The sequence below is a fragment of the Streptomyces sp. NPDC014676 genome (assembly GCF_043084105.1).
Lineage (GTDB): Bacteria > Actinomycetota > Actinomycetes > Streptomycetales > Streptomycetaceae > Streptomyces.
The window spans coordinates 1-14,373 of record NZ_JBIBZI010000020.1 but is presented as its reverse complement, the minus strand read 5'-3'; the positions used below and the strand labels follow the sequence as shown (position 1 = coordinate 14,373).

13 protein-coding genes and 2 pseudogenes are annotated in these 14,373 nt (G+C 68.3%); 6 read left to right on the top strand and 9 right to left on the bottom strand.

From position 1 onward, the window contains the following. Positions 1-89: 89 nt before the first annotated feature. The gene (locus ACF1DX_RS35400) at positions 90-1,682 is read left to right on the top strand and encodes a GMC family oxidoreductase (RefSeq protein ID WP_391795253.1); all 1,593 of its coding nucleotides are present in this window, start codon (positions 90-92) and stop codon (positions 1,680-1,682) included. 139 nt (positions 1,683-1,821) lie between these two features. After that, positions 1,822-2,526: a carbamoyltransferase C-terminal domain-containing protein gene (locus ACF1DX_RS35395; RefSeq protein WP_391795252.1), complete on the top strand. Its 705-nt coding sequence runs from the start codon at positions 1,822-1,824 to the stop codon at positions 2,524-2,526. Between the two features lie 171 nt (positions 2,527-2,697). Here ACF1DX_RS35395 and ACF1DX_RS35390 read toward each other — a convergent pair. The 4 genes and pseudogenes from ACF1DX_RS35390 to ACF1DX_RS35375 all read right to left on the bottom strand — a co-directional run. After that, positions 2,698-2,856: pseudogene (locus tag ACF1DX_RS35390) on the bottom strand (transposase); the annotation flags it as partial. A gap of 223 nt (positions 2,857-3,079) precedes the next feature. Further along, positions 3,080-3,826, bottom strand: a complete 747-nt coding sequence (locus tag ACF1DX_RS35385) for an SDR family oxidoreductase (RefSeq protein ID WP_391795251.1) — start codon at positions 3,824-3,826, stop codon at positions 3,080-3,082. A gap of 66 nt (positions 3,827-3,892) precedes the next feature. Then, positions 3,893-4,960: an aldo/keto reductase gene (locus ACF1DX_RS35380; RefSeq protein WP_391795250.1), complete on the bottom strand. Its 1,068-nt coding sequence runs from the start codon at positions 4,958-4,960 to the stop codon at positions 3,893-3,895. 51 nt (positions 4,961-5,011) lie between these two features. Further along, entirely contained in the window at positions 5,012-5,737 is a 726-nt protein-coding gene (locus ACF1DX_RS35375) for an SDR family oxidoreductase (protein WP_391795249.1), read from the bottom strand. On the opposite strand from ACF1DX_RS35375, the gene ACF1DX_RS35370 reads away from it, so the two are divergent. Continuing rightward, entirely contained in the window at positions 5,721-6,443 is a 723-nt protein-coding gene (locus ACF1DX_RS35370; protein ID WP_391795248.1) for a TetR/AcrR family transcriptional regulator, read from the top strand. The genes ACF1DX_RS35375 and ACF1DX_RS35370 overlap by 17 nt on opposite strands. A 504-nt stretch (positions 6,444-6,947) precedes the next feature. Continuing rightward, positions 6,948-7,784, top strand: a complete 837-nt coding sequence (locus ACF1DX_RS35365; protein WP_391795247.1) for an SDR family oxidoreductase — start codon at positions 6,948-6,950, stop codon at positions 7,782-7,784. Here ACF1DX_RS35365 and ACF1DX_RS35360 read toward each other — a convergent pair. From ACF1DX_RS35360 to ACF1DX_RS35350, 3 genes are all read right to left on the bottom strand, one after another. Next, positions 7,756-8,178 carry a MarR family winged helix-turn-helix transcriptional regulator gene (locus ACF1DX_RS35360; protein ID WP_391795246.1) on the bottom strand — a complete coding sequence of 141 codons (423 nt, stop codon included), beginning with the start codon at positions 8,176-8,178 and terminating at the stop codon, positions 7,756-7,758. The genes ACF1DX_RS35365 and ACF1DX_RS35360 overlap by 29 nt on opposite strands. Positions 8,179-8,469: 291 nt before the next feature. After that, complete coding sequence (locus ACF1DX_RS35355; protein WP_391795245.1) at positions 8,470-9,225, bottom strand: MBL fold metallo-hydrolase; 756 nt, start codon at positions 9,223-9,225, stop codon at positions 8,470-8,472. A gap of 61 nt (positions 9,226-9,286) precedes the next feature. Continuing rightward, positions 9,287-10,093 carry an alpha/beta fold hydrolase gene (locus tag ACF1DX_RS35350; protein WP_391795244.1) on the bottom strand — a complete coding sequence of 269 codons (807 nt, stop codon included), beginning with the start codon at positions 10,091-10,093 and terminating at the stop codon, positions 9,287-9,289. A 599-nt stretch (positions 10,094-10,692) separates the two neighbouring features. Here ACF1DX_RS35350 and ACF1DX_RS35345 point away from each other — a divergent pair. Further along, positions 10,693-10,914, top strand: a complete 222-nt coding sequence (locus ACF1DX_RS35345) for a hypothetical protein (RefSeq protein WP_391795243.1) — start codon at positions 10,693-10,695, stop codon at positions 10,912-10,914. Positions 10,915-10,928: 14 nt separating this feature from the next. Here ACF1DX_RS35345 and ACF1DX_RS35340 read toward each other — a convergent pair. Further along, positions 10,929-11,283: pseudogene (locus tag ACF1DX_RS35340) on the bottom strand (IS5/IS1182 family transposase); the annotation flags it as partial. A gap of 563 nt (positions 11,284-11,846) precedes the next feature. Continuing rightward, the gene (locus ACF1DX_RS35335) at positions 11,847-12,713 is read right to left on the bottom strand and encodes an enoyl-CoA hydratase/isomerase family protein (RefSeq protein WP_391795242.1); all 867 of its coding nucleotides are present in this window, start codon (positions 12,711-12,713) and stop codon (positions 11,847-11,849) included. A 106-nt stretch (positions 12,714-12,819) separates the two neighbouring features. Between ACF1DX_RS35335 and ACF1DX_RS35330 the strand changes: the two genes are divergently transcribed. Continuing rightward, on the top strand, positions 12,820-13,395 hold the full coding sequence (locus ACF1DX_RS35330) for a TetR family transcriptional regulator (RefSeq protein WP_391795241.1): 576 nt from the start codon (positions 12,820-12,822) through the stop codon (positions 13,393-13,395). The last annotated feature ends 978 nt before the right edge of the window (positions 13,396-14,373 follow it).

The following is a 14,373-nucleotide window of genomic DNA, read 5'->3' as shown; positions in this document are numbered from 1 at the left end:
ACCCGGATCGTCCCGCCACCTGTGAGCCGTGTCCTGGGGCGGGGCGTCACCGTGGCGTTTCCCCGATTCCAAGCGCGTATGGAGCTGGCGTGTCATCCAACAAAGTCGTGGACTACATCATTGTCGGAGCCGGGGCCGCGGGATCGGCGTTGGCTCACCGGCTCGGCGCGAACCCCCAGAACCGGGTTCTGGTGATCGAAGCCGGTGGCCCTGAGGCGCATCAGCGGCACCACATGCCGGCGCGGTTCGCCCAGACACCGACTTCTCCGCCGCATCGCAATCAGCACGCACCCCAGCCGCTCACGGTGAGACGGCTGGGACACAGGCGCACGGGCTTCATCTCCGGTGGATCGACGACGGCGAGCGGGACGGTACGGGGCAGGGGAGGGGAGACGGACTACGAGACGTGGGAGGCGGCCGGCGTGACCAGCTGGAACTCGGCTCGTTTTCTGGAAGCCTTCACGGCCATGGAGCGGCATGCCGCCGGACTGCACGACGACGGCGGCCGTCAGCCGGCCGAAACCGTGAGTCCGCCCGACGCGGTGAGTGAGCTGTGGATCCAGGCGCTGACGCGCCAGGGGATCGAAACGGTGGAGGACCTCGGCGGAGGTCGTGAACAGGCGGCGCATCCGTTGCAGTTGATGCCGACCGGCGCCCGCAGGAGTACGGCCCGCTCGTCTACGCACGGACACGCGCGGCGCCGCAACGTCCGTGTCCGCTTGCACTGCACGGCCCGGCGCATCCTTTTCGACGGCACGACCGCCGTCGGGGTCGAGGCCGAGACTCCCAGGCGCACCATACGGTTCACTGCCCGGCGCGAGGTCATCCTCTGTGCGGGAACGGTGGGCAATCCCCTGCTGCTCGAGCGAAGCGGCGTCGGGGACCCGGAGGTGCTCACCGCCGCCGGCGTGCATCTCGTCGCGGCGAACCCGGCCGTAGGCAGTAATCTCAGGCAACGCCGAGGAGCCGGGTTCACCCTGCGGACCGACGGCGTAAGAGACCGCCGCGACCCGGAACCGCTCCCCCTGGCCGCGCGATGGAAGGCGCAGGTCGGCAGAGTACTGAGGCGCCCTGACGTGCCGACGCGCGGTGACACATCTGTCCCGGCCGTACTCAGCTCGCACGGTGGGGCATCGGGCCCTGACACGGAACTGCTGTTCACCTCCGCCCCGGTGGCGGACCGCTGCGGTGACGCCGGGGAAGCCGGCTCGAATGAGGCGACTGTGGCCTTCTGTCCCCGGTCGCCCACCAGTATCGGTTCGGTCCACATCACAGGACCGGCCCTTCGGGACCCGGCGCTGCTCGTGCCCGGCTACCTGGCCACCGATCACGACAAGGCACTGACCGTCGCGGCCTTCGTCAGGGTGCGGGAGATTCTGGCGACCGAACCGTTCGCGTCGGCGATGACCGAAACGTTCCCGGGGACAGACGTCGTGGAGCCGGACGCCGTACTGCGGTACGTGCTGGAACACGGGTTCACCGAGGACGCGGTCGGCACCTGTGCCCTCGGACCGGGCGGGGTCGTCGACGACGAGCTCCAGGTCCGCGGTACACACAGGCTGAGGGTCGCCGACGCATCGGTGATGCCCGGTTTCACCTCCAGTGACGCGGAGGCGGCGAGCATGGCGGTCGGCTGGATCGCCGGCGACATACTGCGGAACGCGAATACCCGAAGCAGATAGAGCGCTGGCGCGTGCACACCTCGCTGACGTCACTCACGGGCATCGCAGGCCGAGGCCCGGCGCTTTGATGCGGTGCCCGCCGGCCCGGCAGCGGTGCGGCGGGCAGTGTGCTGGTGCAGTTGACCGCCGCATGGCCTTCATGCTGCGCTCAGTTGTCAGGGATCACCACCACGGACTTGTCCGTGCCGGTCGTCAGCGCCACTTCACCGGCGACGCCCGCATTCCGTGGGACCCGTACGCGGGCGCGGAGTTCCGCCACGACGTGGATGGCCCCGGCCCTCCATTCGAGCACGATCCGTCCGGTCCGGACGGTGTGGCCCGGGCGCTGGCCGACGGGCAGGTCATCGCCCGGGTCCAGGGACGGTGCGAGATCGGGCCGCGCGCGCTGGGCAACAGGTCGATCCTCGCGTCGGCGAGTGTCCCCGACGTGCAGGAGCGCTTGAACCGGATCAGGGATCGGGAGGACTACCGGCCGATCGCCCCGGTCCGCCGGGTCGAGGACGTGGACACATTCTTCCGGTGGTCCGGACCCAGCCCGTACATGCTGCACTTCCGGCAAGTGCTCGACCGGCAGCGTCTGCCCGCGGTGACGCACGTCGACGGTACGGCACGGACCCAGACGGTCACGGCCCAGGAGAATCCCGCCCCGCATGACCTCCTGGGGCGCTTCGGGAGGCTGACCGGTGTCCCGGTGCTGTGCAACACGTCGCTGAACTTCAACGGCACCGGATTCATCAACCGCACGTCGGACCTCGTCGCCTACGTGCTGACACGAGGTCTGGACGGCTTCGTGCTCGACGGCAGCTTCCACCGGAGGCGGGAGCCTTCCCCGGACCAGGGGTGAGGAGCCCGGGTCGGCCGCCCGCGGACCGGTCTCACGGCCGGCGCCGGGCGGCCAGCCGAGGGTGTGCGGGTCCCGCAGCGGTCGCCTCGGCGTTCAGGCGACGCCATCGGAGTCGAGCGTGTCAGCAGGATCGACGGGATGACGAGCGGGGACACTGAAAGCGGGTCCTGGACCGTCCACCTGGACGAACAGAATCCCGCAGAAAGCCTGCCGGTCCGGCACGCGCGGCTGCCCTTCCACCTGCCTCGGTGGCGGCTCGGGCAGCAACGGCTCGATCAGCGACCACAGTTCATCCGACACGATCCACGGCCGCCACTGACGCTTCACCATGCCTACATCAACGAGCGAGCCGACAGTCACATGACCAACCACTTCTGTCCGCTCACGTCTCTCTGTGGTCCGGCCCGGATACGGAACGTGCCGGCGGCGCTTGGCCGCTCGGTCGTCACCGCATACGGCACGATCCGCGTGTCCTGCAGGCAGGGACCTCACGTTACGCGCGTGAAGCCCGTAAGTGCGCTCGTCGGCCCGCCCCGGTGGATCCCGTTGGTTCTCAGAGCTGGGTTTCCCCGCCGTCCAGGGCCAACTCGATGCCGGTGGTGTAGGTCGCATCGAAAGCGAGGAACGCGGCGGCCTCGGCGAACTCCTCGACGGTGCCGTAACGCCCCATGGGATTGCTCGCGATCCGCTCGGCCCTGAACTCGGCGATGGCCTCTTCGGGCAGACCCATCGTCTCGAGGATTCCCGAATCGATGGGACCCGGGCTGATCGCGTTGACCCGGATCCCTCGCGGAAGCAGCTCGGCCGAGAAGGTGCGGGCCATCGACCGCAGCGCCGCTTTGCCGGCCGCGTAGACGCTCATGTCCGTCTTGCCGATGACGTTCGCGATCGAGGTGGTGAGGACCACGCCGGCGTTCGTGCTCAGCGACGGGGCGAGCTTTTGCAGGGTGAAGAAGGCGCCCTTGACGTTGATCGCGAACAGGTGGTCATACATCTCCTCGGTCGTCGACTCGAGGGGCGTGAGGGGTGAGATGCCGGCGTTGACGAACAGGGCCTCGACGGAACCCAGCTCGCTCCTCACACGGTCGGCGAGCGTGTCCAGGTCGGACAGTGAGGCCACATCGCCCTGGAACGTCACGGCGTTCTCACCGAGCTGCTTGCGCGCCGCGTCGAGCTTGTCCCGGGAACGGCCGGTGATCAATACGCGGGCGCCGCCTTGCACCAGCAGCTCCGCCAGCGCGAGCCCCATGCCGCTGCTGCCACCCGTGATCACCACGTTCTTGTCGCTGTACCGACTCATGCCGAGGATGCTCCGATTGTCGTAGGGGTGGTGCCATACCCTGGACTCCGCTTCTCCTGAGGTGAATCAGCGGGTTTCTATCGTCATGTCGCCTGTGGTGACCGTGCGGATGTGATCACTGGTGAGGAGGCCGTGCGGATTGCCGAGGTCGATGGCGCTGACCTCGTCGAGGCGGGCCAGCTGGGAAGGAGTGAGGTCCACCCGCAGGGCGCCCAGGTTGTCCTCCAGCTGTGCGATGGTGCGGGCCCCGATGATCGGTGCCGTCACGCCCGGCGCGTTCAGGGTCCAGGCGAGTGCCACCTGGGCGGGTGTGCGGCCCAGCTCCGAGGCCACCTCCTTCACCGCATCGGCAATGGCAAGGTTGCGGTCGGTGACCCATCCCAGGGCGACGTTGAGGCTCTTGCGGCTGCCGGCGGTTTCGCCGACAACGGAGCCCGCCGGGTTCTGGTCCTCCCGGCTGTACTTGCCGGTGAGCACCCCGCCGCCCAACGGGGAGAAGGGGACCACGCCGAGGCCCATCTCGCGTGCCATCGGGATCAGGTCACGCTCGGCCGTCCGCTCGATCAGGCTGTACTCGCTCTCCAGCGCGACCAGTGGCGACCAGCCGCGCAGGTCGGCGATCGCCTGCATGCGCGACACCTGCCAGGCCGGGGCGCTGGAGATACCCACGTACAGGACCTTGCCCTGCCTCACCAGGTCGTCCAGACCGCGCAGGATCTCCTCCACCGGCGTCCTGAAGTCCCAGATGTTCAGGTAGAGCAGGTCGATGTAGTCCGTGTCCAGCTGGCGCAGACTGGCCTCCACCGACGCCAGCATGCTCTTGCGGTGCGTTCCCCCGGAGTTGGGGTCACCGGGCCGGCGCAGGGTCGAGTACTTCGTCGCCAGCACCAGACGGTCGCGGTCGCCACGGGCGAATTCACCCAGTAGTCGCTCGGAGCTGCCGTTGGTGTAGGTGCTGGCGGTGTCGAAGAAGTTGCCGCCGAGTTCGGTGTAGCGGTCGAAGAGCTTGCGCGCCTCCTCGCGTTCGGCGCCCCAGCCCCATTCCGTTCCGAACGTCGCGGCGCCCAGGGCCAGCGGTGAGACGCGCAGGCCGGAACGACCCAGCAGCCGGTAGGTGTCAAGGGTGAGTGGCATCGGGCTTCTCCTGCTCATGGTGGTGTGTGGTGTGTGGGTATGAGTTCGTTTTCAGGCGCCGAGTCCGTAACCGCCGGCCACCGTGACGTCCTGACCGGTGACGTAACTCGCAGCGTCAGAGGCGAGGAAGGCGACGACCTCCGCGACCTCCTGGCTGGATCCGAAGCGGTCGAAGGGGATCTTCGCGCGCATGGCCTCCCGGCCGCTCGAAGGCACTCCCAACTTGTCGAGCAGTGGGGTGTCGGTCGCTCCCGGGCTCACGGCGTTGACGCGGATGCCGCGCGGGGCGAGTTCGAGCGCGAGCGAGGGCAGCATTGCCAGCAGGGCACCTCGCGTCGCCGCCCCCAGGGTGGCGCCGGGGCTGCCGCGACGGGCTCCGACACCCACGGTGAGGACGATCGATCCCCCGTCGTTCATGAGGGCGAGCGCCTTCTGGAGGGTGAAGTACTGACCCTTGAAGTTGATGTCGACCTGTTCGTCGAACGATTCCTCCGTCACGTCGGCCACCGGTGACGGCCGGAAGATCCCGGCGTTGAGGAACAGCAGGTCGATGGAGCCGAATTGCTCGGAAACCGTCCTCATGAGGGCGTCGGTGTCGGCCGGAACACGCGCGTCGGACCGGAGGACGAGTACATCACCGGGAAGCTCGGCCCGTGCTCGCGCCAGGGAATCGCGGTTCTGCCCCGTGACGGCGACCCGGTAACCACGGGCGTGCAGTAGTTCGGCGGTCGCTCTGCCGATTCCGGTCGTACCACCGGTGATGAGTGCTGTGGGCATGAGGCCCTGGCCTTTCGTCTTGCTGTGGGGGACGGGCACTCCGGAAGAACGGGGAGGTCCCCGTTTTCGTCACTGTACACTAAACGGAGATGTCCCCGATTCGTTCGCCGCATGTCACCCGACCCTCCCGATCGCGAAGGCCATGACACCTCGACGGAGCCCTCTGCGTGCCGATGCTCAACGCAACCGCCAGCATCTGATCGCCACCGCAACCGAGGTTTTCGCCTCCGGGCAGGCGATCTCACTTGACGCGATCGCCAGACGCGCGGGCGTGGGGAACGCCACCCTGTACCGGCACTTCCCCACCCGGGAGGATCTGGTCGAAGAGGTCTACCGCGACCAGATCCGCCCGCTGCGCGATGACGCGCTCGTCCTGCTGGAGACGGAGCGGCCCGCCGAGGCTCTCCACGCCTGGATGCGCCGCTTCGCCGACTGGGCCAGCGAACGGCGCGGCATCTGCGAAGCTCTGGTCGCCATGAGTGCTTCCGGACGCTTCGGCACCGGACCGGTCTGCGACGAGGTCCAGCGAATCCTGGCGATGATGCTCAAGGCCGGCGCCGAAGCGGGAGAACTGCGTAGCGACATCGATCCGATCGACGTCGGAAGCATCCTCGCCAGCGTGCTCTCGGTGGCCGGTGCCCCCGAGCAGCGGGACCAGCTCGGCCGCCTGCTCACCATCGTCGTCGACGGCTTGAGGCCGCGCTAGTTCGCCATCCGGCAACACGCGGCCTGTCGGCGCGCTTCAGCCAGGGGTTCCCGGTCGGTGTGCGGCCGTACTCGATGAGGTCCGCCGCTTCGGTGCTCCGCGCCACCGGCACGCCTTGGGCGGAACCGCGGCACTGGCCGGGTCACCAGGACAGCCTGGCGGACGGCGATTGCCGGAGCGGGGGTGACGTCTGTTTGGTCGGTCTGCTGTCGGTCGCCGCGGGCCGACGCTCGCCTGAGCCCGTGACCCCGCTCCACTCTGGCCACATGCAGTGCGCGGTTCCGGTACCACTCGGCCTGGCCACCCTTCTGTGCTGTGCGGTGCTCGGCGTTGTTCCGCCGTTCCGAGGGCGTCGGCGTCTCCGAAGTACCCCGCGGTGATGCACGGCCCGCCAGGAGTCTGCGTAGCGCGAGGCGGACTGACCGAAACCCGAGTGGCCCGGACGGATCGCGGACATCGACGCCGGCGTCTACCGCGCTTGATCACACGAAGGACAGACGAGCCATGACTGAGTGTGCCGGCAGAAGAATCGTCATCGTCGGCGGCACCAGCGGTATGGGGCTGGCCACCGCCCGGTACTTCGCCGATCGCGGAGCTGCTGTACCGGGCACCGGAGCCTCGGACCGCTCCATCCGAAGCTCACATCAGGAAATCGGTGAACGGGCCGCGATCATGCGCAGTGATGTGACCTCGTTCGAGGACAACGATGGTCTCTTCGAAAGGATCCGCACCGAGCTGGGCGGCATGGACCCGCTCTTCCTCAATGCGGGAATCACGACGTCCGACACCGTCTCCGAGACCTCCGAGCGAACCTGCGACTCCCTGTTCGCCGTGAATGTGAAAGGAATCTTCTTCGCGGCGCAGAGACTCACGCCGCTCATCGAGGAAAACGGCGCGATCGTTCTGACCACCCCCGCGGCACACGGCAAGGCCCTGGAGGGCTCCAGCGTCTACTCGGCCACGAAGGCCGCAGAGCGATCGATCACCCGCTCTCTGGCTCGCGAGCCGCTGCCCCGGGGTATCCGGGCCAACGCGATCAGTCCTGGTCCGATCGACAGGGGAATTCTGGAACGGTCTCTTCCTGCGGATCTCGCGGCGCGACTGACCACACAGTTCATGCAGAGCAACCCAATGCGACGCATGGGGGACTCGGCGGAGATCGCCGAGGCGGTCGCGTTCCTCGCCTTCGATGCCACTTACACGACGGGCGCCGAACTCGCCGTCGACGGCGGAGCCACTCAGCTCCAGGGCCGCCGCAGCACCCGTGCGGCGGTGCCGGAGCAGGCCGCCACATCAAGGCGGCCGACAGGAGTCAGTCCTGCTCGCGGGGATTTGCTTTGAGCAGCAACTCGTGCAGAGTTGCCAGCTCGTCCGGCGTCAATCGGCCGAGGGTGTGCTTCATGACACGGTCGACGACCCCGGCCCCTTCGAGCCGAAGTCGTTCCCCTTCCTCGGTGAGGCGGTGACGCACGGCGCGACCAGGGCCGTCGACCCGCTCGATAAGCCCTCGATCGATCATCCGCCCGGCCAGCGTTCCCATGGACTGATCGGTCTGGAACGTCAGCACCGCGAGCGCGTGCAGGGAAGCATCCGGCTGGGCGTGCAGGTGTCTCAGAACGTCCCACTGGGGCAAGGACAGGCCGAGTTCGCTCAAGTGCGTGTTCGCCGCGCGGTGGTGCTGCCATTGCAGTCGCTTGACCGCGAGTCCGACGTCCTGCAATGCCAAGGCAGTCACGGTGTGCACCCCTCGATCTCAGCATCCTTAGCTACGCGACGCATCCTATGCGGTGACGCGGCCCCGAAGCAGGCTTCGTCGTCTGCGCTCGGCGGTTGCGTGGCGCGGCGGAACGGTCGGAGGTATACCGCGCCCACGGTGTAGCGCGGCGGTGCAGGCGATGTGGCCCCTCATCCCGGCATCGAGAAGGGATCGGGCAGGCGCCTCCGCGTCCAGGTAGATCTCGCGGTCGTTCACCGGACCCGACTCCGTCGCTGATCCTCGGCATGAATTCCCGCACGACGGCGAGGCTCACGAGACGGTCACCTCGACCCCGGGGAGGACCACCCGAACATCGATCTCCGGCGCGATGCGAGCGACCGCGTCGGCGTAGTGGCGCGGATCCTGATCGGACTTGGTGATGATCTGGTCACCGAGTCGACCGCTGTGAAAGGCGTAGTGCTGAGGCACGGCGAGGGTCGGCCTGAGGACGGCGGTCAGGCCCGCAGCCTGTTCGGCGTCCATGACGACCTGCTGATGGTTGGCCGGCCTGACACACAGGCCGTTGGTCGGCAGGATGGCCAGGTCGATGTGGCCGAAACGCTCCGGGATGGTGTCCAGTTCCGGGACGCGGAGGGAATCTCCTCCGAAGAAGACCGTTCGTCCACCCGCCTGGATGATGAAGGTGACCTCGTGGACTCCGTGCCGGCCCGGGGTCGCCGTCACGGTGAGGCCCGCGACGGTGGTGGCCTCCCAGGCCTCGACGGCCCGGACGTCACAAAAGCCCTTGCCGCGGGCGATGGTCGCGACAGTGCCGGGACCGATCAGCGGCGTGTCGAGGTCGAAGCCGCCGGTGACGAGGGCGTCCAGGTCGCAGTGGTCGTAGTGCTCGTGACTCACCACCACGGCATCGACGCGGCCGAGTTCCTGGACGGTCAGATGGATCGGCTCCCCCGGATAGTAGGTCGCGGTCTGGGTGAACCAGGGGTCGGTCAGTACACGGATCTCACCGAACTCGATCAGCTGGCAGGCATGACCGATCCGGGTCACCTTCAAGGGGGTACTCACGCGGGGTTCTCCTTGGCTGAGGTGAGTGTGCGGGCGGTTGTCATTGCTGACCGATCACCGATCAGCGACATGCGAGGTCGAGCAGCGCGCCCAACAGCTCCTCGGGTGTCTCGACCTGGGGCATGTGGCCTGTGCGGGGGAGCGGCGTGAACGTCGCCATCGGGATCGCGGCCGCGTATGCCTTGCCGTATTCCGGGGTGACGATGCGGTCGCTCTCGCCCCACAGCACGTGAAAGGGAAGACGCACGTCGCCGAGCCGTTCGGCGAGCGTCGGGTCGGACATCGTAGGGCCGGTGTAGCCGATGAGCGCAGGGATGTCCGGGCTCGGTCCCTTGCCGCCGCCGAGCGGCGGGCTGGGCGCCCTGCGGGGGTCGTGGAAGGAGTGGGCCTGGAGTTCGGCGGGTGTCAGGCCGCTGACGTCGGTCATCGGACTGCCGTCGACCTCGATGCCGATTCCGTTGACGATCACCGCGCCACTGACGCGCGGACTGCCCAGAAGGGCGATCTCGGCGGCCAGCCAGCCGCCGAAAGAATTGCCGATCAGGGTGACGTCACTCAGATCGAGTGCCTCCAGCAGCGCCACGTAGGTCCTTGCCAGGTCGGAGACGCCGGTGAGGCCGGCGTTCTTCGGGGTGCCGCCGAATCCGGGGTGGGTGGGCATCAGAACCCGGGCGTGGGTGCGTTCGGCCAGCAGGTCGGCGAATCCCGCCATGGTCGCCGCGCCGCCCCCACCGTGCAGCAGCAGGAACGGGCGGGTGCGGTCGCGGTCCTGGACGGTCACTTCGACCGGGCCGATGGAGTCGACGTGGACCGTGGCGGCTCCGGTACGGGTGGGCCGGAGGCTGCCGGCTGTGATGGGTTCGCTCATGGCGCCCTCTCTTTCTCGCGCGAGTCCACGAAGGTTCTATATAAGGAACCTTATATCAGGTTCCTTATATAGACAACCTGGGGTGCAGGGGTGTCCTCTGCGAAGAGCGCGACCGCGCTGCTCACGCCTGACGGCCGGAGTTGCCGGGCGTTCACGTCTGAAGAGGTCCTCGCCGAGGTCCGCACCAACGCGGGCCGGGGTACTGCCCGACGGCCGGGTGGCGGTGGTCGAGCGGGCGGTCGCCGACGTGGAACGCCTCGCGGCGGTGCGCGAGTCGGTCCTGCCGCGCCGATCGGAACAGGAACGTCGCGACTGGGGTCTGCCCGATGGGGGCACCACCCTGTTGGGCGGCGTCCGACCGGCCAGCCGCCCCGTCGCGGACGGTGGCGATCCTCAACGCCTCCCGCCAGGCTCCGTGTTGCTCACTTGAGAGCGGCAGAGCACTGGCGACGTGTCCGATGGGGGACAGTGCTCCTCTCGACAGACGACGAGCACCGTGAGTCTCTCATCGTCGCAGAGCCTCAGCGCGCCATCGCGATCGGTGGTCGAGCTGAGGCTGCCCGCCGACTGGTCGACCATCCTCGTGAAGGGATCGACTGGTGAGGCTGACCTTTTCCGCTCAGGTACTTCTCACGCTCTTGTCATTCGTGTCGTCGCTGCTCGTGGCGGTGGTGGCGGGGGCACTTTCACATGCGGCCGGAGCGCCGGTGGCCGGGGCGGTGCTGTCTGGCGGTGGCGCGTTCATCGGATGGACGACCCTGTGTGTCACTGTACTGAAGGCGCTCGGCCTGCTCGGGCATCAAAGTCATCCCGGTGAGTGAGGGGCACCCGGTGATCAGGAACGCAGCCACAGCCGGATCGCGGCGAGGGTGACGGTGTCGTGGAAGGCGTCCGCCCTGGCCGTACCTGGTCGCTACGGCTCCCGACGCTTCGAGGACCTCCTCGGCCACCGCGGTGTTGCCGGTCGGCCCGCTGGTTCCTCGGTTCGGCAACGGTCTGCTGGATCTGGCGCCTGCGCAGGTAGCGGCGGTTGTGATGGACGAGTACGCCTTGTCGCCGCTGACGTGATCAGGCCGGGTGCGCGGGTGACCGCCGCCCGGCCGTGGAATTCGCACGCGCTGCGGAAGCGCGATCATCCGAAGTGCGTCGCCTCACTGTCCGGACGTGATCAGTACTGCCAGGGGTCGGCAGGCCGTCGAGTCCCTGGGCCGTTCTCTCCGAAGACGGCTACGGCTTCATCATCTGGCCGGCCGCCCGCGACGTCCCCAGACCCGAGCGTGTACGGCGGGCAGATCGGAGGCGGCAGCTGGCTACTCCGCCGGCTCCCGGGTGGTCGGCCTCAAGCGGTGACGGGCGAGACGAGTCATGAAAAGCTGACCGAAGACACGCGTCACGTCGTTGGGTCTCACAAGGCGGTCGGGCTCGGTGCCGTTCGAGGAGGAGTCGGAGTAGCCGGGTAGGAACACGGCCCGGGCGAAGAAGTCACACAGGACGTCGAAGGACTCCTCATCCGAGTCCTCGGGCGCGGACTTGCCCAGTGACGACAGGCCGGCTTCCACCGTGATCCAGGCGGGAAGGCGCTCCCGTCAGACTCGACGAGCGGGCGCTCAGTCACCGCCCACTGCGGTGATGGTGCATTTGCTGGACGGATTTCTGTGGCCCCGAGCCCTGTGCGTCCTCTCCGACGCGGGCGCCGCGACGATGCTGTGCCCAGGTACGGGTGCTGTGGGCCCGCGCGGTTCAGGCGGTGGCGTCAGACACGGGTCTCGTTGAGTATCTCCTCCAGACGACGTTCTCCCTCACGCGTCTGGGCTCCGGCGGCGAGCAGCTTGTGAGCGAGCGTAGCGGCGTCCGGTGTGAACAGACTGCTCAGCATTTCGTTCTCGATGCCGAGCCCATCTTGCGTGACCGGCGCGGCTGCGGCGTTGACGGCGGTCTTGACCGCGGCGACGATCTCCGGTCGCAGTCGCGCGATGCGGCGGGCCAGAGTGTCGACGAAGTCGTCGAGCTCGTCGGCCGGTAGCGCCCTGTTGACCAGCCCGTAGGCCGCGGCGAGTTCGGCGTCGACGAGCTCGCCGCCGAGGATGAGCTCCAGGGCCCGGGCACGCCCGGTGAGCTTGGTGAGGTACTGCGTACCGCCCCCGCCGGGGATGACGCCCATGAGAGTCTCCGGCTGCGCCTGTCCGGACGTGCCGATCGCGGCGAACCGCATGTCCAGGGCCATGAGGAACTCGTTGCCGCCGCCGCGGGCGAGGCCGGCGAGCTTGCCGATGGTGACTTGCGGCAGCGAGCGGAGTTCCTCGTGCACCACTTGCATGAGGTTCATCGTCGGCGGCACGGCTGCGTCGGGAACGGCAGCGATGGCCGCGCCGGCCGCCTCGGCGGCCGTTTGCGGATCGATGATGAAGCCCATGTCACCGTGCGCTATGAAGAAGTCGGGGTCCGCGCTGTCGAAGACGATCACCCGGACATCGCTGTCATGGCGTACTCGGGCGGTGAAGGCGCGCAGCGACGGCAGCAGGGTGCCGTCGGCCAGGTTCAGTGGCGGGTTGTCGATGGTGACGGTCGCGACACCCTCGGAGACGGTCAGGCTGAACCCCGCCAGCTCTTGGTACGACATGGCGACTTCTCTCTGTATGTGGCTTGCCCGGGCCCTCTGCGCGAGGCCCTAATGGACGAACGTTCATTACAGTAGGTCATTAATGGACGGGTGTACAGTAAGGTTTATGCCGCAGCCGGGAACGACCAGGAAGAGGACCCGTAACCCCGAGGCCAAGAGGGCGGCGATCCTCGATGCGGCCCGCGCGACCTTCGCGGAACTGGGCTATGAGAGAGCGACGATCCGGGAGATCGCCAAGCGGGCTGGTGTGGCGAACGGCTTGGTCATGCTCCACTTCTCCAACAAGGAGAACCTGTTCATCGCCGCGGCGGCTCCCCAGCAGATCGTCCAGAACGTGGCCGGCGACCTGGAAGGGCTGCCACGACGTGTCGCGAGCACCTTCATCCGGCAGATGGAAGCGGGCGAACTGGCCGAGTCCTTCACCGCGTTGCTGCGCAGCTCGACCAGTGACCGCACCGTGGCACGAGAAATGCAGCGGGCGATGCGCGAGCAGAGCGTGACCGCCTACCGGCAGGTGTCCCCGGACGACGACGCGGAAGCGAAGGTCGAAATGATCGTGGCCGTCCTCAACGGTGTCGCTCTCGGCCGCTACGTGCTCGCCGATGGCCTCCTGGCCACGATGAGCCCGGAGGAAGTCATCGACCGCACCACGGAATTGCTGCGGACCGTGGTGCTCGGATAGAGCCTTCCGCACGCTGCGCAACACCCGGACGCCACGAAGCGTCGCGGTTGAGTGACCGTTCCGGAGCCTCTCGCAGGGTGCCGTTGCCGTCGAGCCGGACCCGCCGACGGCAGCGAAGGGGGCGTGCGGGCAATCACGTTGGGCAGTGGTACCGCCGGCGGCCACCGCGTACCGTAAGCCGGCGTCACGTACTCGCAGCAGGAATCACCGTGCCGTTCTCCACTGAACCGTCTGCTACTCGTGCGCTGGGCCATGCTCAGCGTCGGCCCCGGAGGTCCGCCGTCCGGCACGGCCAGGCCTCGTGTGCTGAGTACGGCTGCACCCGCGACGAGTGCCTCACGGCGGCACGCCGGGCCCGTCGACAACGCGTCCAAGACCGGCTGAGGGGTCTGCCCGCGCGCGTCCCACCGTATGCCGCCGCCCGGCGCGCCGTCCGACTGCGCCAACACGGTATGTCCGCGCAGGACATCGCCGACAGAGCCGGCTTGTCAGTGACCCTGGTCCGACGCCTCCTGCGCACTGCCGCACAACCTCAGCCGGTGGGCAACATCGCCCGTACGACGGCTGAAGCCGTACTCGGCATCCCCCTCTCTGCCCGCCGCGAACCCGGCTCTCCGGGCCTGACCGACTCCGGTGAAGTATCGGTCCTGTTGGCCGACTTGGCTCGCGCGGGGTGGCCCGCCACCATCCTCGACTTACGCCTGGGGGTCAGCGCCAGCGCTGTCGCCGATGTTCGCGACAAGCGTCCCCGTCTTCACGTCGATCTGGCACTGCGGATACGTCGCGTGCACCGCGAGCTGATCAACCTCGATCCCGTCGGCCAAGGTGTTCGCGCTGCCGATGCCGCCCGTACGCGTGTTGCGGCTGCCCGACGCTCTGCCGGGGGGGGGGGGGGGGGGGGGGGCGGGGGGGGGGGGGGGGGGGGGGGGGGCGCGCCCCCGCGCTGCGGGGGGGGCGCCACGGCCACACCCGCGGGCC

What these genes read in the sequence shown, in the direction of transcription:
- ACF1DX_RS35395 (WP_391795252.1), top strand. Translation starts at nt 1,822, where the DNA reads ATGCTGCGCTCAGTTGTCAGGGATCACCACCACGGACTTGTCCGTGCC.
- ACF1DX_RS35385 (WP_391795251.1), bottom strand. Translation starts at nt 3,826, where the DNA reads ATGAGTCGGTACAGCGACAAGAACGTGGTGATCACGGGTGGCAGCAGC.
- ACF1DX_RS35380 (WP_391795250.1), bottom strand. Translation starts at nt 4,960, where the DNA reads ATGCCACTCACCCTTGACACCTACCGGCTGCTGGGTCGTTCCGGCCTG.
- ACF1DX_RS35370 (WP_391795248.1), top strand. Translation starts at nt 5,721, where the DNA reads ATGAGTGCTGTGGGCATGAGGCCCTGGCCTTTCGTCTTGCTGTGGGGG.
- ACF1DX_RS35375 (WP_391795249.1), bottom strand. Translation starts at nt 5,737, where the DNA reads ATGCCCACAGCACTCATCACCGGTGGTACGACCGGAATCGGCAGAGCG.
- ACF1DX_RS35365 (WP_391795247.1), top strand. Translation starts at nt 6,948, where the DNA reads ATGACTGAGTGTGCCGGCAGAAGAATCGTCATCGTCGGCGGCACCAGC.
- ACF1DX_RS35350 (WP_391795244.1), bottom strand. Translation starts at nt 10,093, where the DNA reads ATGAGCGAACCCATCACAGCCGGCAGCCTCCGGCCCACCCGTACCGGA.
- ACF1DX_RS35335 (WP_391795242.1), bottom strand. Translation starts at nt 12,713, where the DNA reads ATGTCGTACCAAGAGCTGGCGGGGTTCAGCCTGACCGTCTCCGAGGGT.
- ACF1DX_RS35330 (WP_391795241.1), top strand. Translation starts at nt 12,820, where the DNA reads ATGCCGCAGCCGGGAACGACCAGGAAGAGGACCCGTAACCCCGAGGCC.